Origin of the sequence: Actinosynnema pretiosum (genome assembly GCF_024171695.1) — a bacterium.
GTDB lineage: Bacteria > Actinomycetota > Actinomycetes > Mycobacteriales > Pseudonocardiaceae > Actinosynnema > Actinosynnema pretiosum.
Map to the genome: position 1 here is coordinate 257,694 of NZ_JAMTCF010000008.1, position 17,504 is coordinate 275,197.

A 17,504-nucleotide genomic window follows, 5' to 3' on the forward strand; every position below is an offset into this window, starting at 1 on the left:
TCTTCCGGACGGCCGTGCTTTCTTCCTAGAGTCGATAACCGTAAGCGAGGGCAAGGTGGCACTGCGTGACAACCGGTCCCTGCAAAGCACCGGTTCGTCGTGTGGTTCCACCCATTCGAGAAACGGACACCGCATGTTGGAGTCTCGACACCACCGGTACCTGGCCGGCGTCGGAACGGCCGCACTGCTCATGGGCGTCATGGCCACCCCGGCCTCCGCCGCCACCGGTGAGATCCTCTCGGCGGACGCCGAGCAGAAGGTCCAGAACAGCTTCATCGTGAAGCTGAAGGACGGCTACACCGCCGCCTCCTCCACCGAGGCGGTCACCGCCAAGCTGACCTCCCGCTTCGGCGGCCAGGTGAAGCACACCTACAGCAGCATCAACGGCTTCGCCGTGTCGCTGTCCGAGTCCGCGGCCAAGCGGCTCGCCGCCGACCCGTCGGTCGAGTACGTCGAGCAGGACCAGGTCTTCAGCATCCAGGCGACGCAGACCAACCCGCCGTCGTGGGGCCTCGACCGCATCGACCAGCGGAACCTGCCGCTGAACTCCTCGTACAGCTACACCTCCACCGGCTCCGGCGTGCGCGCCTACGTCATCGACACCGGTGTCCGCATCGCCCACAACGCCTTCGGCGGCACCGCCGTCAACGGCTACGACGCGGTCGACGGCGACAACGTCGCCCAGGACGGCAACGGCCACGGCACGCACGTCGCGGCCACCGTGTCCAGCGCCTCCTACGGCGTCTCCAAGGCCGCCCAGATCGTCGCGGTCCGCGTGCTCGACAACGCGGGCTCCGGCACCACGGCGGGCGTCGTGGCGGGCATCAACTGGGTGACCAACAACCACGTCAAGCCCGCCGTCGCCAACATGAGCCTCGGCGGCGGCGCGTCCACCTCGCTGGACAACGCGGTCGCCAGCTCCATCAGCGCGGGCGTCACCTACGCGGTCGCGGCGGGCAACAGCAACGCCAACGCCTCGAACTACTCGCCCGCCCGCGTGGCCTCGGCGCTGACCGTCGGCGCGACCACCAGCACCGACGCCCGCGCGTCGTACTCCAACTACGGGGCCGTCGTGGACATCTTCGCGCCGGGCAGCGCCATCACCTCGGCGTGGAACACCTCCAACACCGCGACCAACTCCATCTCCGGCACCTCGATGGCGTCCCCGCACGTCGCGGGCGCGGCGGCGCGCTACCTGTCGACCGCTCCCACGGCGACCCCCGCTCAGGTGGCCACCTACCTGATCAACCAGGCCACCACCGGCAAGGTCACCAGCCCCGGCACCGGTTCCCCGAACCGCCTGCTGTACCTGGCGCCGACCGCCTGACGTCGGACCGCTCGACCGCTCGACCGCTCGCACCGAGGCCGTCCCCGAACGGGGGCGGCCTCGGCCGCGTTCGCGGGTGTCCGGGGGATGTGGTTCGCGTCGGTCGTCGGCGATGGCTAGCCTTGCGATCAGCAATAAGTTGTTCAACTTAAAGTTGATCTACCACGAGGAGAGCAGTACCCGTGATGCGCACGCACGAGGCCGGGACGCTCCGCGCCGAGCACGCCGGGCAGTCCGTCACCCTGACCGGGTGGGTGGCCCGCAGGCGCGATCACGGCGGCGTGATCTTCATCGACTTCCGCGACGCCTCCGGTGTCGCGCAGGTGGTCTTCCGCGAGGGCGAGATGGCCGAGCGCGCCCACCGGCTGCGCTCGGAGTTCGTGCTCAAGGTCGTCGGCGAGGTCTCCCGCCGTCCCGAGGGCAGCGAGAACCCCGACCTGCCGACCGGCGCGATCGAGGTCTACGCCTCCGAGTTCGAGGTCCTCAACGAGTCGGCCCCGCTGCCGTTCCAGCTCGACGAGCACCTGGAGGTCGGCGAGGAGGCGCGGCTGCGCCACCGCTACCTCGACCTGCGCCGCTCCGGCCCGGCCAAGGCCATGCGGCTGCGCAGCGAGGCCAACCGGATCGCCCGCGAGGTGCTGCACGGGGAGAAGTTCGTCGAGGTCGAGACCCCGACCCTGACCCGCTCCACCCCCGAGGGCGCCCGCGACTTCCTGGTGCCCGCGCGCCTGCGCCCCGGCTCCTGGTACGCGCTGCCGCAGTCCCCGCAGCTGTTCAAGCAGCTGCTCATGGTCGGCGGCCTGGAGCGGTACTACCAGATCGCCCGCTGCTACCGGGACGAGGACTTCCGCGCCGACCGGCAGCCGGAGTTCACCCAGCTCGACATCGAGATGAGCTTCGTCGAGCAGGACGACGTCATCGCGCTCGGCGAGAAGATCATCACCGCGCTGTGGAAGGAGCTGGGCGACCACGAGATCGCGCAGCCGTTCCGCCGCATCTCGTACGCCGAGGCGATGGCCAAGTACGGCTCGGACAAGCCGGACCTGCGCTTCGGCCTTGAGCTGACCGAGCTGACCGAGTACTTCAAGGACACCCCCTTCCGGGTGTTCCAGGCCCCGTACGTGGGCGCGGTCGTCATGCCCGGCGGCGCCTCCCAGCCGCGCCGCACGCTCGACGCCTGGCAGGAGTGGGCCAAGCAGCGCGGCGCGCGCGGCCTGGCGTACGTGCTGGTCGGCGAGGACGGCACGCTCGGCGGCCCGGTCGCCAAGAACCTGTCCGACGCCGAGCGCGACGGGCTGGCCAAGGCCGTCGGCGCGAACCCCGGCGACTGCGTGTTCTTCGGCGCGGGCGACGCGGACGGCGCGCGCGCCCTGCTCGGCGCGGCCCGCGTGGAGATCGCGAACCGGGTCGGCCTGATCGAGGAGGGCTCCTGGTCCTTCGTGTGGGTCGTGGACTTCCCGATGTTCGAGGCCGTCGACAAGATCGGCGACGACGTCGCGGTCGGCAGCGGCAAGTGGACCGCGCTGCACCACGCGTTCACCTCGCCCACCCCGGAGTGGATCGACACCTTCGAGTCCGACCCCGGCAACGCGCTGGCCTACGCCTACGACATCGTCTGCAACGGCAACGAGATCGGCGGCGGCTCGATCCGTATCCACCGCGCGGACGTGCAGCAGCGCGCGTTCAACGTCATGGGCATCGGCGAGGAGGAGGCGCAGGAGAAGTTCGGCTTCCTGCTCGACGCCTTCAAGTTCGGCGCCCCGCCGCACGGCGGCATCGCGTTCGGCTGGGACCGCATCACCATGCTGCTGTCCGGGGCCGACTCGATCCGCGAGGTCATCGCGTTCCCGAAGAGCGGCGGCGGCTACGACCCGCTGACCGCCGCGCCCGCGCCGATCACGCCGCAGCAGCGCAAGGAGGCGGGCGTGGACGCCAAGCCCGCCGCGCCGAAGCAGGCCTGACCGGACCGACGCGGGTCCGACCGGACCGAACGCCCGCCGAAGCGCCGCTCCCCGTTGTCGGGGGTGGCGCTTCGGCGCGTTCGGCGTGTTTTCCGGGGTGCGGCTGACAAAACCTGCCGCGTGTCACTTGTCACTCCCCGCTGTCGGTCGTGCGCCCAGCGTTCGGACTCCCCGTCGCTGCGCCGCACGCCGGTTCCGGCACCCGCCGGAACCGTTGTCGGGAGCGGGGTCCGCCGCGTCGCGTGTGGTCACCGGGGTGCGCGCTGCGTGCGGAACCGGTTGCGGTGCGTGCTTTCCCCGGTCCGGCGACCCCACAATCCCGCCCGGGCTCTGGGAAGTCGGGGTCAGGAGGTGGCACCGCGTGCGGGATTCCGTTATCAACGAGTGGTGGCCCCGGTGCGGAACGCGCACTACCGTCACGGTGCTCGAACGTGTGCTGTCACATCGTCGGCGCTGTGCTCATCAGGGGTAGGGTCGGAGGGGATGAGCGTGGAGACCACCGCTAGCCCTGTGGACGTCGAACCCGGACTGCTCGACGCGGTCCGCGCCGCGGAGACCGTGCTGAGCGGTCGCTTCGGCGCCCGCGTCACGCTCGCCGACCCCGAGAACCTCGGCGGCGCGGGCCGGTCCACCGTGGCCAGGGTCAGGGTCGCGTCCACGCCCTTCTCGCTGCCGCGCACCCTCGTGGTGAAGCGCTACCCCGAGCAGGTGGCCGATCGCGACCCGTTCGCGCACGAGGCCGCCAGCCACAAGCTGCTCACCGCGCTGCCCGCCGAGGAGCGGGCCACTCCGGAGCTGTTCGCGCAGGACACGCGCAAGCGCCTGGTGGTGCTGGAGGACCTGGGCAAGGCCCCGCGCCTGGCCGAGAAGCTGCTGGGCTCCGACGCGCGCGTCGCCGAGCGCGGCCTGCTGTCGTGGGCGCACGCCATGGGCAGGCTGCACGCCACCACGGCGGGCCGCGACGCCGACTTCGACGCGCTCATGCGCAGGCAGGGCAGCCAGTGCTGCGCCGACCCGGTCGCGGTCGACCTGCACGTCGCCCTGTCCGGGCTGCCGGACCTGCTGCGCGAGGTGCTGGACGTGGACACGCCGACGTCCGTGCTGGAGTTCGCCGACCACGCGGTGCGCGGCTTCGGCACCTCCCGGCACCGCGCGTTCAGCCCGTCCACGTCCTGCCCGGACAACCACCTGGTCACCGGGCGCGGCGTGCGGTTCCTGGACTTCGAGGGCGGGTGCGTGCGCGACATCGTGTTCGACGCCGCCTGCCTGCGCGTGCCGTTCCCGTCCTGCTGGTGCGCCTACGGCCTGCCGCCCGGCATGTCCGAGGCGATGCTCGCCGCGTGGCGGGCCGAGGTGTCCTCGGTGTGGCCGGACCTGGACGACGACGACGTGTTCCTGCCCAGGCTGCTGGAGGCGCAGCTGCTGTGGCTGTGGCTGGGCACCTGGCGCGGGCTGCCCTCGCTCGGCGGCCGGGGCCAGGGCGGGCACGGCAAGCGGCTCGACGTGCCGCCGCGCACCCAGATCCTCACCTCCCGGTGGGTCCGGCTGCGCACCGAGGCGCTGGGGCTCGGGGTGAAGCACGTGGCGGCGTTCGCCGAGGAGATCGTGGACGCGCTGGTCGCCCGGCACGGGGACTCCGCGCTGGAACTGCCGCTGTACCCCGCGTTCCGCGAATAGCGGGACGCGCCGACCACCGGCCAGGGCAACTGCTCCGGCCTCGGCGCCCACCGTCGTGTCAGCTCCGGCCACTGCGAGCTGGCCGCCCGAGCCTCCGCCGCCCGTGCCGCCCGGTTCTTCCCACCGCACCTGGAAAATGGCGAAGCGGTGGCCGCGTCTCCCGAACCGCGACCACCGCTCCTAGCGGAGAAAGCCCTTTCCCTCAACGGTCCTTGACCGATGAAGTGGCCCCGGCCCCGGTGTGGTTCGCTGCGGTCCCTGCGAAAGCCCGCGCGCTCCGACCACCGGGGCCGACGCCGTTGCCGCCACCACCGCTGTCCCGTCTCCCGTCAGGACAGGGGTGATCACTCACAACTAGGACGCTCCAACCCCTACCCGAGGTTGCTCGGCGTTCCCGATTTTCTTCCCGTTCCCCCGGAAGACCCAGTTGCGCAGCAGCAGGAACCGCACGACGGTCGCCAGCAGGTTGCCGCCCACCACCGCGATCAGCTCCGCGCGCCCGCCCGGATCGGCCGCCCGGTGCGCGAGCGCCAGCGCGCCGCTGGTGAACGCCAGCCCCAGCGCGAACACCAGCAACCCCTCCAGCTGGTGCCGCCCGGCGCCCCGCTTGCCGCGCACGCCGAACGTGAAGCGGCGGTTCACCGAGGTGTTCGCGATCGCCGTCACCAGCAGCGCCACCAGGTTCGCCCACTGCGCGCCGATCCCGTCCCGCAGCAGCGCGAACAGCAGCAGGTACGCCAGCGTGCTCGCCACCCCCACGACCGCGAACCGCACGAGCTGCCGCAGCAACCCCGGCGGGACGCCCGGCGTGGCCGGTTCCAGCGGCGCGCGGCCGAGCTGGGCGCTCAGCTGAGCGATCGGCAGCCGACCGCTCAGCAGCCCCCTGCCGAGCCTGGCCACGCCCCGCAGGTCGGCGAGCGCGGTGGCGACGAGGTCGACGCGGCTGTCCGGGTCGTCCACCCAGTCCACCGGCACCTCGTGGATGCGCGCGCCCGCCCGCTCGGCCAGCACCAGCAGCTCGGTGTCGAAGAACCAGCCGGTGTCGCGCACGTGCGGCAGGACGCGGCGCGCCACGTCCGCCCGGATCGCCTTGAACCCGCACTGCGCGTCGGTGAACCCGGCGGACAGCGAGGCGCGCAGGATCAGGTTGTAGCAGCGGGAGATGAACTCGCGCTTCGGCCCGCGCACCACGCGGGCCCCGCGCGCCAGCCTGCTGCCGATCGCGATGTCGGAGTGCCCGGAGATCAGCGGCGCGACCAGCGGGGGCAGCGCGGCCAGGTCCGTGGACAGGTCGACGTCCATGTACGCCAGCACCTGCGCGTCCGAGGCCAACCAGACCGCGCTCAGCGCCCGGCCCCTGCCCTTCTGCGGCAGGTGCACGGCCACCACCTCGTCGAGCTCCAGCGCCAACCGGTCCGCGACCCGCGCGGTGGCGTCGGTGCTGGCGTTGTCGGCGATCGTGATGCGGAAGCTGTGCGGGAACCGGGCGGTCAGGTTGGCGTGCAGGGCGCGCACGGAGGAGGCGAGGGCGCGCTCCTCGTCGTGGACCGGGACGACGACGTCGAGCACGGTCGTGCCGGTGCGCGCGGGCGGCGCGGGGTGGGTCGGGAGGGTCATGGGGCCACTGTCGGGGCCGTGGCTGGGCGGCGGGTTGGTCACCGCTGTGCCTGCGCTGTGAGGTCGTAGACGGTGGTCCCGTCGACGGTGGTGGCGGTGAAGTTCGCGGCGACCCACTCGCCGATGCGGTGCGCGTCGTCGCTGCCGGACTCGCCCTGCATCATCTGAGCGGCGATCAGGTAGTGCACGCGACCGTCCGCGACGTGCTGCTGGAACTGCTCCAGGGTGGGGGCCGGGTCGGTGCCGTTGAAACCGCCGAGGGCCATGACCGGGACGTTCGCGGCGAGCTGGTAGCCGGCGGCGTTGTTGGAGCCGATGACGGCGGCCGGCCAGTCGTAGCTCGCGGCGTCCTGCTGGAGCAGCGCGGTCAGCCCGGCGCCGGGGGTGGGCGCGTTGAGCAGTCCGCCCATGCCACCACCCATGCCCGTGCCGCCCTGCCGGGCGCCCCCGTCGCCCTGGTTGTCCTGCCCACCGGTCGTGCCCTGCCGGGTGGCCCGTCCGCCGTTGCCCCGGCCCCCGTCGCCCTGGCCGCCACCGCCCGGTCCGCCACCGCCGGGCATCCCGCCCGTGCCGGAGCCCGCCGGTCCCGCCGAGGGGATCGCGCCGGAGTGCGGGGTCGCGGCCGTGGCCACCGAGTACGCGCCCGGCCCGAGCAGCACCGCGACCAGCGCCACCGGCACCACCGCGACCACCGGGGCGACGCGCGGCAGGAACAGCCCGATCGCCGCCACGAGCCCCAGCACCAGCACGGCGATCGCCAGCGGCGACGACCAGTCGAGCAGCAGCAGGTAGCACTGCAGCGCGGTCACCGCGACCGCGCCGGACAGCGCGGCGGCGGCCACCGGGTCCTCGCGCCGACGCCACAGCGCCACCGCGCCCGTGCCGACCAGCCCGCCGATCGCAGGCGCCAGCGCCACCGTGTAGTACGCGTGGATGATGCCGTTCATGAAGCTGAACACCCCGCCGGTGACCAGCAGCCAGCCGCCCCACAGCCCCAGCCCGATCCGGTCGCGCCGGGTCCCGGCCCACCAGCCCGCGATCAGCAGCACGATCGCGGTCGGCAGCAGCCAGGCGATCTGACCGCCCATCTCCGACCCGAGCAGCCGGGCCCACCCGGTGCCGCCCCAGCCGCCGCCCGCGCCGCCGCCGACGCTGCCGACCTCGTCACCGGTGAGCCTGCCCAGCCCGTTGTAGCCGAGCGCCAGCTCCAGCACGCTGTTGCCCTGCGACCCGCCGATGTACGGCCGCTCGGACGCGGGCACCAGCTCCACGGCCAGCACCCACCAGCCGCCCGCCACCACCACCGCGCCGAGCGCGCCGGTCAGGTGCAGCGCCTTGCGGCCCCACGTGGTCGGGGCCGCCAGCAGGTGCACCAGGCCGAGCGCGGGGAGCACGAGGAACGCCTGGAGCATCTTGGCCAGGAACCCGAACCCCACCGCGACCCCGGCCAGCGCCAGCCACCGCCAGCTCGCCGACTCGGTGGCGCGCACGGTGCAGTAGGCGGCGGCGACGAGCGTGAGCACGAGCAGCGCGTCCGGGTTGTTGAACCGGAACATCAGCACCGCGACCGGCGTGAGCGCCAGCACCGCGCCCGCGAGGAGCCCGGCCGCCTCGCCGCTGGTGCGCTTGACCGTCGCGTGCAGCAGCCACACGCTGCCCACGCCCATCAGCGCCTGCGGGACCAGGACCGCCCACGCGTTCACGCCGAACAGGCGCGCGGACAGCCCCGTGAACCACAGGCTCGCCGGGGTCTTGTCGACGGTGATCGCGTTGGAGGCGTCGGAGGAGCCGAAGAACCAGGCCTTCCAGCTCGTCGCACCGGCCTGGGCGGCGGCGGAGTAGTAGGCGTTGGCCCACCCGGAGTCGCCGAGCCGGTAGAGGTAGAGGACCGCTGTGCCCAGGAGGAGCACCAGGAGCGGGAGGTGTGGCCTGATCGCGGCCCGCGTGCTGCGCATGGTGCGAGCTTGTCGGCGCGGACTGAGCGGGTCTTGTGCGAACCCTGTGCTGCGGCTGTGCGGGCCGGCCGGTGCGGTGGCCGGTCTCAGCCCGCGGGCAGCGACACCGTGAACCGGGTGGCGCCCGGCCTGCTGTCCACCCGGACCGCGCCGCCGTGCGCCGACACCACGGCCGCCACGATCGACAGGCCCAGGCCCGTGCTGCCCGCCGCGCGCGAGCGCGAGCTGTCACCGCGCGCGAACCGCTCGAACACCTCCGGCAGCAGCGCCTCCGGGATGCCGGGGCCGTCGTCCGCGACCACCAGGTCGACCCAGCCCGCGCGGCCGGGGTTCAGCATCGTCGTCACCGTCGTGCCCGGCGGGGTGTGCGTCCTGGCGTTGGACAGCAGGTTCGCCAGCACCTGGCGCACCCGGTCCGCGTCGCCGCGCACGGTCACCGCCTCCGGGGGCAGCGCCAACCGCCAGTCGTGCTCGCGGCCCGCGATGCGCGCGTCGCTGACGCTGTCCACGACCAGCCGCGACAGGTCCACCTCGCCCAGCTCCAGCGGACGGCCCGCGTCCAGCCTGGCCAGCAGCAGCAGGTCCTCCACCAGCGAGGTCATCCGCACCGCCTCGGACTCGACCCGGCCCATCGCGTGCGCGATCTCCGGCGACACCGAGTCCCGGCTGCGCCTGGTCAGCTCGGCGTAGCCCCGGATCGCGGCCAGCGGCGTGCGCAGCTCGTGCGAGGCGTCCGCGACGAACTGCCGCACCCGCGTCTCGCTCGCGTGCCGCGCCGACAGGGCGTCCCCGACGTGCCCGAGCATCCGGTTCAGCGCGAGCCCGACCTGGCCGACCTCGGTGTCCGGCGTCGCGTCGGCCGCCGGGACCCGCTCGGCGAGCGCCACCTCGCCCTCGTGCAGCGGCAGCTCGGCCACCCGGCCCGCCGTGGCGGCGACCCGTTCGAGGGGCTCCAGGGTGCGGCGGATGATCAGCGCGCCCGCCAGGCCCACGGTGATCAGACCCCCCAGCGCCACCCCGCCCAGGATCAGGCCCATCCGCAGGACGGTGCTGTTCACCTCGGACAGCGGCAGCCCGGTCACGGCGGCGCCGTTGGGGGTGGGCACCGCCACCACCCGGTAGCTGCCCAGCGCGCCCAGCTCGACCGTCCTGGGCTTGCGGTCCTGGGGCACGGCCGACAGCACCGCCAGCGCGGCTTCGTCCGAGATGGTCTCGGAGACACCGGAGGAGTTCACCCGGTCGGCCTTCAGCTGGCTGTTCCGCACCCGGCTGAACAGGGTGCCCGGCCCGAAACCGGGGTTGTCCAGCGGGTGGTCGTCCAGGAGGTCCGAGGGGCCCGGTCGCTGGCCCCCGCCGTCCATCATCGGCCCGAACCCCGTCCGGCCCGCCGTCTGGGTGAGCTGCTGGTCCAACCGCTGCACCAGGAAGTCCCGCAGCGCGAACCCGGTCACCACCCCGATGATCACGCACACCAGGGACAGCAGGACGACCTGCTCGGCGATCAGCCTGGCGCGCAGCGGCCAGCGGGCCGGGGTGCGCCAGCGGGTGTCACGTGGCCGGCTTGAGGACATAGCCCGCGCCCCGCATCGTGTGGATCATCGGCGCGCGCCCGGCGTCGATCTTCTTGCGCAGGTAGGAGATGTACAGCTCCACGATGTTCGCCTGCCCGCCGAAGTCGTAGCTCCACACCCGGTCCAGGATCTGCGCCTTGCTGAGCACCCGCTTGGGGTTGCGCATCAGGAACCGCAGCAGCTCGAACTCGGTCGCGGTCAGCTCCACCTGGTCGTCGCCGCGCCGCACCTCGCGGGTCTCCTCGTCCAGCACCAGGTCGCCGACCACCAGCTCGGTGCCCGCGCCCGACTCGGTCACGCCCGTGCGGCGCAGCAGCGCGCGCAGCCGCAGCACGACCTCCTCCAGGCTGAACGGCTTCGTCACGTAGTCGTCGCCGCCCGCCGTCAGCCCGGCGATGCGGTCCTCGACGGCGTCCTTCGCGGTCAGGAACAGCACCGGCAGCATCGGGGCCTCGGTGCGCATCCGGCGCAGCACCTCCAGGCCGTCGAAGTCGGGCAGCATGATGTCCAGCACCACGGCGTCGGGGCGGAACTCGCGCGCCACCCGCACGGCGGACGTGCCGTCCAGCGCGGTGCGCACCTCCCACTTCTCCATCCGCAGGGCCATCGTCATGAGCTCGGCCAACGTGGACTCGTCGTCGACGACCAGCACCCGCACGGGGCTGCCGTCGGGGCGGCGGAGTTCGGGGGAGCTGTTCCCCTGTGTCACTGGGCGCACCCCCCGATCCTCGGTCACCCGCTTGAGCCGCTCCTGTGACGATCCTGTGTAACAGCTGTGCGGGGGTCGCGCCTCGTGGAGCGGCGTCTCTCCCGGTGGTCGGAGCTGCGTCCGTCGTCCGTCCGGGGGACGCTCGCCAGACGCACAGGCGGCACCCACAGCGCGCACAGCTCGCGCACAGGCGCAGCCGCCACCTTTGCCGCCATGACGACCAACACCGAGAACCCGACCTGGGGCGAGGAGCCGCAGCCGGGCCAGACCCCCGCCGGTCCGCCGTGGACCGGGCGCAAGACCCTCGCGGCCGTCGCGATCGCCGTGGGCATCGCGGCCGTGGGCGGGGGCGTCATCTACGCGGCGAGCGGGAGCGAGTCCTCGGGGCAGAACGCGATGGGCGGCCGGGGGATGGGGATGCCGGGGATGGTGGGCGGTGACGGCGCGGGGGCCGCGGCGTCCCCGTTCGGGGACAGCGAGCACGGCGAGTTCCAGGTCGGCGAGGTCACCGAGGTGGGGGACGGGAGCATCTCGGTCACGAGCGCGGACGGGTACGCGAAGACCTACCTGGTGGACGCGGACACGGTGTTCCGGGTGCTGTCGCTCGGGGCGGGGTCGCGGAACCAGGGCGACGGCGGCTCGGGGCTGAGCGACCTCGCGGTGGGGGACAGCGTGACCGTGGTGTCCACGGCCGGGAGCGACGGGAGGTCGACGGCGGACGCGGTCACGGAGAGGGGCGAGCAGAGCGGGTTCCCCGGTGGGCAGGACGGTGGACAGGGGCAGTTCCCCGGCGGGCAGAACGGTGGCGGTGGGCAGGACGGTGGCGGGCAGGATGGTGGCGGGCAGAACGGGCAGCAGGGCAACGGGCAGGGCGGCGACGGGCAGCAGGGCAACGGGCAGGGCATGACCCCGCCCTCGCGCTAGCCGGAACCCGGCCGGGGAGCGCACCGCCACCGGACGCGCACCACGCCGGGAGCAGCCGGTGGTGGCCGGGCGCCGCTGCTCGTGCCCGCCGGGCGGGGTGCCCGATGGGGCCGGGCGCCCTCGCCCTGCGGGGTCATGCCTCGCGGTGGTCCGCCGCAGGGGCCGTGCCGCGCGGGTGTCGCCGGTCGGCTGGTTCTCCGCTCGCGTGCTGTCCGGTCCCGCCGCTGGTCAGGGGCCTGCCGCCCGCTCCGCGTGGCCACCCGCGCGACGGGCGGCCCTCCCGCGAGCGCGGTAGAACTGGCGGATGCCCCGTCTGGTGATCCCGGCGCTCCTGGCCTGCCTGGTCGTGCTGGGCGTAGCGGTTCCCGCGTCGGCGTCCACGTCGGCGCACGCCGAGCTGGTCTCCAGCGACCCGGCCTCGGGCGCCGTGCTGACCGCCGCGCCCGACCGGATCACGCTCGTGTTCAGCGAACCCGTGCCCGCCGAGAGCTCGGAGGTGGGCGTCACCGGCCAGGACGGCAAGGCGTGGCAGCCGCGTTCCGTCCTGGTCAACGGCAACTCGCTCGTGGTCCAGCTCGACCCGGCCACCGCGCGCACCGGCGTCACCACCGCGTCCTGGCGGGTCCGCTCGCAGGACGGCCACGACGTCACCGGCAAGGTCACCTTCCGCCTCGACCTCGGCGACGACGGCCAGACCGGCGCGGGTGAGCCCAACAGCCCCGGAGAGCAGCGGACCGCCGCCCCGACCCTGTTCTCGACCGTCGAGAGCCCGACCACCGGCAGCACGGTCGACAACCAGGCGGGCAACGAGAACGAGGACATGCCCGCCTGGTTGTGGATCGGGGTGGGCGCGGTGATCGTGCTCGGGTTCGCGCTGGTCGCGGTGCTGCGTGGCCGGGACGACGACCAGGCGAAACCCCGCAAGCGCGGTTGAGCACGAGCCGGGTGGGCAGGCGCTGAGCGGGCAGGTGCCGGGCGGGGCGAGCGGCTCGCCCCCCACGCACGGCTTGGCTGAGCGCCGGGTGGGCAAGCGCCGGTTGGCCGCACTGGGCTGGTAGGCGCTGGTTGGCCGCGCGCTGGCCTGGCAGGCGCCGATGGCCGCGCGCTGTTCTGGTCCGGCGCCGGTTGGTCTCGGGCCGGGTGGGCCGGCTAGCGTGCCCGGCATGACCGGAACCCCGTCGGGTCGAACCGCGCCCGAGAGGAGCACCGCTCCCGGTCCCGCGCGTGCTGCCGCTCCCGGCCCCGTCCGTGCTGTTGCCTCCGGCCCCGTGCCCGCAGCCTCCGCCCCCGAGCCCGCCCCCGCCCCCGGTCCACTCCCCGACCTCCTCGCCCCCGGCCTCTCCGCGCTGCTGTGCGGCATCAACCCCGGTGGTCGGTCCGCCGTCACCGGGCACCACTACGCCGGGCCCGGCAACCGGTTCTGGCGCGTCCTGCACCTCGCCGGGTTCACGCCCCGGCTGCTCGCGCCCTCCGAGCAGGAGCTGCTGCTCGGGTTCGGCGTCGGGCTCACCAACCTCGTCGCGCGACCCACCGCGCGCGCCGCCGAGCTGGGAGCCTCCGAGCTGGTCGCGGGGGCCGGGCGCCTCACCGGCCTCGTCGCGCGCCACCGGCCCGGTGCGGTCGGGGTCGTCGGGGTGAGCGCCTACCGGGTGGCCTTCCGCAGGCCGCGCGCCGTCGTCGGGCCGCAGGACGAGACGATCGCGGGCGCGCCGCTGTGGGTCCTGCCGAACCCGAGCGGGCTCAACGCCGGGTACCGGGTGGACGACCTCGTCGCGCTCTTCCGCGCCTTCCGCTCAGAGCTTGCGCAACCCGTCGAGCACCCGCTCCATCAGGACCAGGTCGACCCCGGACGGTGACCCCGTTCCCTCGTGCGTGGCGACCGCGCCCGTCCCGATCAGGTCGCTGATCAGCACCCTGGCCACGCCCAGTGGCACCGACAGCAGCGCGGACACCTCCGCCACCGACCGGGGCGCGGTGCACAGCTCCACGATCGCGCGCTGCTCGAACCCCGTCGCGAGCAGCGGGTTCGCCGTGGAGACCAGGGTCTCCAGGCGCAGGTCGTGCCGGACCTCGGTGCGCCCGCCGGTCCGCGCGTACGGCCGGACCAGGGAACCCCCGCCCGCCGCCGGACCGTCCTCCAGGGGGATCGAGCCCGACCCCGACACGGGCAGCGACCCGGTCCACCGCTCCTCCGCGCCCCACCGGTCGTCCGGGGACGTCCTGGACAGCGGTCCTTCCGGGAAGCCCCAGTGCGACTCGCGGGGCTCCGGTAACTCCTCCGCGGGCGGCACCTCGAACGGCGTGGTGCGGTAGCCCTCCTCGGGGTCCGCCCCGGTGGGACCGGCGCCGACCTCCTCGGCGTCCTCGGCGTCCTCCTCCAAGCTCCGCCGCAGCGAGGCCGACCCGAACCGGGCTCCCGTGCTCCCCACGCCCCCGCCGCGCAACGCCCGCCGCCTGCGCTTCGGCGGGACCGGCCCGTCCTCGGCCTCCCCGTCCCCCTCCAGTTCGCGCCGCAGCGCGGCGGACCCGAAGCGGGCCCCCGTGGAGCCCACCTCACCGCCCCGTAATGAGCGGCGGCGCTTGCGACCGCCTTCCGGACCACGATCCGAGCTGGCTGTGCTCACCTGGGAGAAGGTAATCCGAACCACGCACGGCCCGTGACGACCGCGTTTCGACCTCGTGGATTCCTCGTTACGGACCCGCGCGGGAGGTGGCGCGAGCACGGTGGGGGAGGATGGGTCAATGCGCATCCGCGAAGTGGAGATCGCCGACGACATGATCAGGTTGGGCCAGTTCCTCAAGCTGGCGGGCCTGGCCGAGCACGGCGCCCACGCCAGGGAGCTCGTCGAGGAGGGCGAGGTCACCGTCAACGGCCGGACCGAGTCCCGGCGCGGCGCGCAGCTCAAGAACGGCGACGTCGTCGCGGTCGACGGCGAGAAGGCCCGTCTGGTCGCGCGCACCGCCGACACCGACACCGACACCGGTGTCGGCACCGGCGCCGACGCGGGCTGACCCGAGCCGCGCCCCGCCGAACACCGGACACCGAACACCGAACAGCAGACACCGAACGTCGGACACCGAGCCGCAGCCGGGAGCCCGCCTCCCGGCTCCGGCCAACCCCGCGCGCCGATCCGCCCCTGCGCCCGATCCACCCCGCGCCCGGCCCGCCCGCGCCCGGCTCACGCCGCCCCGCCCGGCCGCCCCCTTCCCCACCCCGGCCGCACCCCGCGCCCTGTCCGCCGCACGCTCCACCCACCCGTGCGCCCCCGTGCGCAACCGAAGATCCACACCCCGCACCCCTTCAAGGGGGCCGCCCCACGCCCCCTCGAACCCCCACCCCCTCATGCCGCCCCGCACCCCCTCAAATCCGCCCCCGAACCCGCGTTGCCCCCACCCGGACGCCGCCGCTCCGCCCTCCGCCTTCTCCGCGATAGTGCGGCTCCACCCGCCCCGGCTGGTCCGCACCGTGAAATGCGGCCCCTGCTCACCCGCCCCCTCGGCCCCCGGCGGCCCGCTGGATCACCCGGAAAGCCCCTTCCCGCTGCTCCACCCGCACCACCCCCGCGCCTCCCGCCGCCCACCCCCGTGCAATCGCACTGCGCATATGTCCCGTCCCCTCCCGGTAACCGCGCACTCCATTCCGGGTTCCCCCTTGTGAACTGCCTCACGCGCCTTCGGCGGAGTGATCGGCTTGAGATTTGCCCCACGCCCGCGACCGTTGCGCCGAATAGGCGCGTTCGCTCTGTGAATGGGTGACTGCGGGCCGCCACGCGCGCCGACCGAGTTGCCCCTCAGGGACCCTTTGTCCGGCATTAACGGAACGTTTCATCCCACCCTTCAAAACTCCCTGTAACGGAACCAGGTCCACCGCCGATGGATGTGCCCGCCCGCGCGCGCGTGTCACGTCCGGCCACTGTGGACGGCCTCTCACCTCCACCGGTAAGGGTTTTCCCCAGGTCATGATCGGTGACCCGACGTCACCCGCTGACCCGCCTGGGTGGTCACCGGCCCCCGTGAGGAATCGCACCCGCCGACGCCCTTCACTGTCCGTGTAACGTCCGCGCCCGCCTCAGCGAATGACGGTTTGTCGGGGTGAGAAATCGCCCCGACGCATTTGCCAACACAACGCGCGGGGTCTGTCGGAGATGTCCTGCGAACGTGCAAGTCCGGATCGCCCGAACCGGGGGAGCTACCACGATGAGCGAGCAGGTCCAGCCCACACGACGCAGAGCCGTCGTCGGGGTGGCGCCTACCCACCGCACGAGGAGCGCACGTCGCACCGCCGCCCATCGTGCCCACCCGGCCGCGCGGCAGCAGTCGCCGCAGTCCCCGCCGCAGGCCCAACCGCCGGTGAACCGCTGGGAACCGGCGTACCGGCGCAGCGTCATCGCCGCCGACCTGCTCTGCACCCTCCTGGTGGTCCTGCTGGCCGGCTACCTCATGTCGGTCAACCACGTCACGTTCGGCCCGCTGCACCTCGTCGCCCTCGAAGCGGTCACCGTCGTGGTGGTCGTGGGCTCGCTGTGCGTGAACCGGGTCTGGAGCGCGTCCGTCCTGGGGCAGGGCGCCGAGGAGTTCCGAAGACTGGGCCGCGCGATCGGCTCCGCCGTCGTGGTCATGGGCCTGGGCGCGCTGGCGGTGGGCCTGCCCGGCGGGCGGAGCTGGGTGTTCCTGGTCGGACCGGCGGTCGCGCTGGTCGCCTTCCCGGTCCGCTACGCGCTGCGCCGCCCGCTGCACCGCGCCCGCGGTGAGGGCCGCTGCCTGCTGCCCGTGCTGGCCGCGGGCAACGTCGACACCGTCAAGGACCTGATCGGCCGCACCCGCCGCGCCCCGCACCTGGGCTGGCGCGTCGACGCGATCTGCACCGTCGACGGCCGCGCCGAGATGGGCGTCGAGGTGGACGGCATCCCCGTGGTCGGCCGCTTCGGCGAGCTGGCCGAGCAGGTGCGCCGGGGCGGCTACCGCATCGTCGCGGTCACCCCCGACGCCTACTGGACGCCCAAGCGCCTCCAGCAGCTCGCCTGGGACCTGGAGGGCTCCGGCACCGAGATGGTCGTCGCGCCCGCCCTGATGGACTTCGCCGGACCGCGCCTGCACGTCACCGGCGTGCTCGGGATGCCGCTGCTGCGGGTGTCCGAGCCGGTCTTCACCGGTTTCCGCCGCGTGGTCAAGGCCACCTTCGACCGCCTCGGCTCGGCGGTCCTGCTCACCCTCCTCGCCCCGGTCCTGCTGACCGTGGCCGTCGCGATCATGATCGACAGCCGGGGCCCGGTGCTCTACAGGCAGAGCCGCGTGGGCAAGGACGGCGTTCCCTTCACGATCCTGAAGTTCCGGACGATGGTGACCAATGCCGACGCGCTGCGCTCGCAGCTCCAGTCGGTCAACGAGGGCTCCGGCGTGCTGTTCAAGATGCGCCGCGACCCGAGGGTGACCGGCGTCGGCCGCGTCCTGCGCCGCTACTCGCTGGACGAGCTGCCCCAGCTGCTCAACGTGCTCGGAGGGACCATGTCGCTGGTGGGTCCCCGGCCGCCGCTGCCCGAGGAGAGCGCCAAGTACGGCCCCGACGTGCGGCGCCGACTGCTGGTCAAGCCCGGCCTGACCGGCCTGTGGCAGGTCTCCGGGCGCAGCGACCTGTCGTGGGAGGAGTCCGTGCGGCTCGACCTGCGGTACGTGGAGGACTGGTCGCTCGCGCTGGACGCGCTGATCCTGTGGAAGACCTTCCGCGCCGTCTTCGGCGGCCAGGGGGCCTACTGATGACCGCTG

At 73.6% G+C, this 17,504-nt stretch carries 13 protein-coding genes; 8 read left to right on the forward strand and 5 right to left on the reverse strand.

Going from position 1 to position 17,504, the window contains the following annotated elements:
* Positions 1 to 133 precede the first annotated feature (133 nt).
* From LV78_RS18525 to LV78_RS18535, 3 genes are all read left to right on the forward strand, one after another.
* A complete protein-coding gene (locus LV78_RS18525; protein WP_253846509.1) occupies positions 134 to 1,327 on the forward strand; it encodes a S8 family peptidase in 1,194 nt (397 codons plus the stop codon).
* Between the two features lie 182 nt (positions 1,328 to 1,509).
* Positions 1,510 to 3,288, forward strand: a complete 1,779-nt coding sequence (aspS, locus tag LV78_RS18530; RefSeq protein WP_253846510.1) for an aspartate--tRNA ligase — start codon at positions 1,510 to 1,512, stop codon at positions 3,286 to 3,288.
* Between the two features lie 489 nt (positions 3,289 to 3,777).
* A complete protein-coding gene (locus LV78_RS18535; RefSeq protein WP_372494956.1) occupies positions 3,778 to 4,965 on the forward strand; it encodes a hypothetical protein in 1,188 nt (395 codons plus the stop codon).
* Positions 4,966 to 5,319: 354 nt separating this feature from the next.
* Here LV78_RS18535 and LV78_RS18540 read toward each other — a convergent pair whose 3' ends face one another.
* The 4 genes from LV78_RS18540 to LV78_RS18555 form a co-directional block, all read right to left on the reverse strand.
* Complete coding sequence (locus tag LV78_RS18540) at positions 5,320 to 6,582, reverse strand: bifunctional glycosyltransferase family 2/GtrA family protein (RefSeq protein WP_253846512.1); 1,263 nt, start codon at positions 6,580 to 6,582, stop codon at positions 5,320 to 5,322.
* A 38-nt stretch (positions 6,583 to 6,620) separates the two neighbouring features.
* Positions 6,621 to 8,537, reverse strand: a complete 1,917-nt coding sequence (locus LV78_RS18545) for an ArnT family glycosyltransferase (RefSeq protein ID WP_253846513.1) — start codon at positions 8,535 to 8,537, stop codon at positions 6,621 to 6,623.
* Positions 8,538 to 8,623: 86 nt separating this feature from the next.
* Positions 8,624 to 10,108, reverse strand: coding sequence for a sensor histidine kinase (locus LV78_RS18550; protein ID WP_253846514.1), 1,485 nt, complete (start codon positions 10,106 to 10,108; stop codon positions 8,624 to 8,626).
* Positions 10,086 to 10,817, reverse strand: a complete 732-nt coding sequence (locus LV78_RS18555) for a response regulator transcription factor (protein ID WP_253846653.1) — start codon at positions 10,815 to 10,817, stop codon at positions 10,086 to 10,088. Before LV78_RS18555 ends, LV78_RS18550 begins: the two co-directional genes overlap by 23 nt.
* A gap of 213 nt (positions 10,818 to 11,030) precedes the next feature.
* On the opposite strand from LV78_RS18555, the gene LV78_RS18560 reads away from it, so the two are divergent.
* The 3 genes from LV78_RS18560 to mug all read left to right on the forward strand — a co-directional run bounded on the left by LV78_RS18560 (position 11,031) and on the right by mug (position 13,597).
* Positions 11,031 to 11,741: a hypothetical protein gene (locus LV78_RS18560; RefSeq protein ID WP_253846515.1), complete on the forward strand. Its 711-nt coding sequence runs from the start codon at positions 11,031 to 11,033 to the stop codon at positions 11,739 to 11,741.
* A 304-nt stretch (positions 11,742 to 12,045) separates the two neighbouring features.
* Positions 12,046 to 12,675 carry a copper resistance CopC family protein gene (locus tag LV78_RS18565; protein WP_253846516.1) on the forward strand — a complete coding sequence of 210 codons (630 nt, stop codon included), beginning with the start codon at positions 12,046 to 12,048 and terminating at the stop codon, positions 12,673 to 12,675.
* A gap of 334 nt (positions 12,676 to 13,009) precedes the next feature.
* Positions 13,010 to 13,597, forward strand: coding sequence for a G/U mismatch-specific DNA glycosylase (gene mug / locus LV78_RS18570; RefSeq protein ID WP_253846517.1), 588 nt, complete (start codon positions 13,010 to 13,012; stop codon positions 13,595 to 13,597).
* On the opposite strand, the gene LV78_RS18575 is transcribed toward mug, so the two are convergent.
* Positions 13,535 to 14,293 (reverse strand): DUF742 domain-containing protein, encoded by a 759-nt coding sequence (locus LV78_RS18575; RefSeq protein WP_253846518.1) that lies wholly within the window; start codon positions 14,291 to 14,293, stop codon positions 13,535 to 13,537. The two genes, mug and LV78_RS18575, sit on opposite strands and share 63 nt — an antisense overlap.
* 190 nt (positions 14,294 to 14,483) lie before the next feature.
* Here LV78_RS18575 and LV78_RS18580 point away from each other — a divergent pair, with 190 nt between their 5' ends.
* The gene (locus LV78_RS18580; protein ID WP_253846519.1) at positions 14,484 to 14,753 is read left to right on the forward strand and encodes an RNA-binding S4 domain-containing protein; all 270 of its coding nucleotides are present in this window, start codon (positions 14,484 to 14,486) and stop codon (positions 14,751 to 14,753) included.
* A gap of 1,185 nt (positions 14,754 to 15,938) precedes the next feature.
* Entirely contained in the window at positions 15,939 to 17,495 is a 1,557-nt protein-coding gene (locus LV78_RS18585; RefSeq protein WP_084798828.1) for a sugar transferase, read from the forward strand.
* The last annotated feature ends 9 nt before the right edge of the window (positions 17,496 to 17,504 follow it).

What these genes read in the sequence shown, in the direction of transcription:
- LV78_RS18525 (WP_253846509.1), top strand. Translation starts at nt 134, where the DNA reads ATGTTGGAGTCTCGACACCACCGGTACCTGGCCGGCGTCGGAACGGCC.
- LV78_RS18585 (WP_084798828.1), top strand. Translation starts at nt 15,939, where the DNA reads ATGAGCGAGCAGGTCCAGCCCACACGACGCAGAGCCGTCGTCGGGGTG.
- LV78_RS18540 (WP_253846512.1), bottom strand. Translation starts at nt 6,582, where the DNA reads ATGACCCTCCCGACCCACCCCGCGCCGCCCGCGCGCACCGGCACGACC.
- LV78_RS18565 (WP_253846516.1), top strand. Translation starts at nt 12,046, where the DNA reads ATGCCCCGTCTGGTGATCCCGGCGCTCCTGGCCTGCCTGGTCGTGCTG.
- LV78_RS18550 (WP_253846514.1), bottom strand. Translation starts at nt 10,108, where the DNA reads ATGTCCTCAAGCCGGCCACGTGACACCCGCTGGCGCACCCCGGCCCGC.
- LV78_RS18560 (WP_253846515.1), top strand. Translation starts at nt 11,031, where the DNA reads ATGACGACCAACACCGAGAACCCGACCTGGGGCGAGGAGCCGCAGCCG.
- LV78_RS18580 (WP_253846519.1), top strand. Translation starts at nt 14,484, where the DNA reads ATGCGCATCCGCGAAGTGGAGATCGCCGACGACATGATCAGGTTGGGC.
- LV78_RS18545 (WP_253846513.1), bottom strand. Translation starts at nt 8,537, where the DNA reads ATGCGCAGCACGCGGGCCGCGATCAGGCCACACCTCCCGCTCCTGGTG.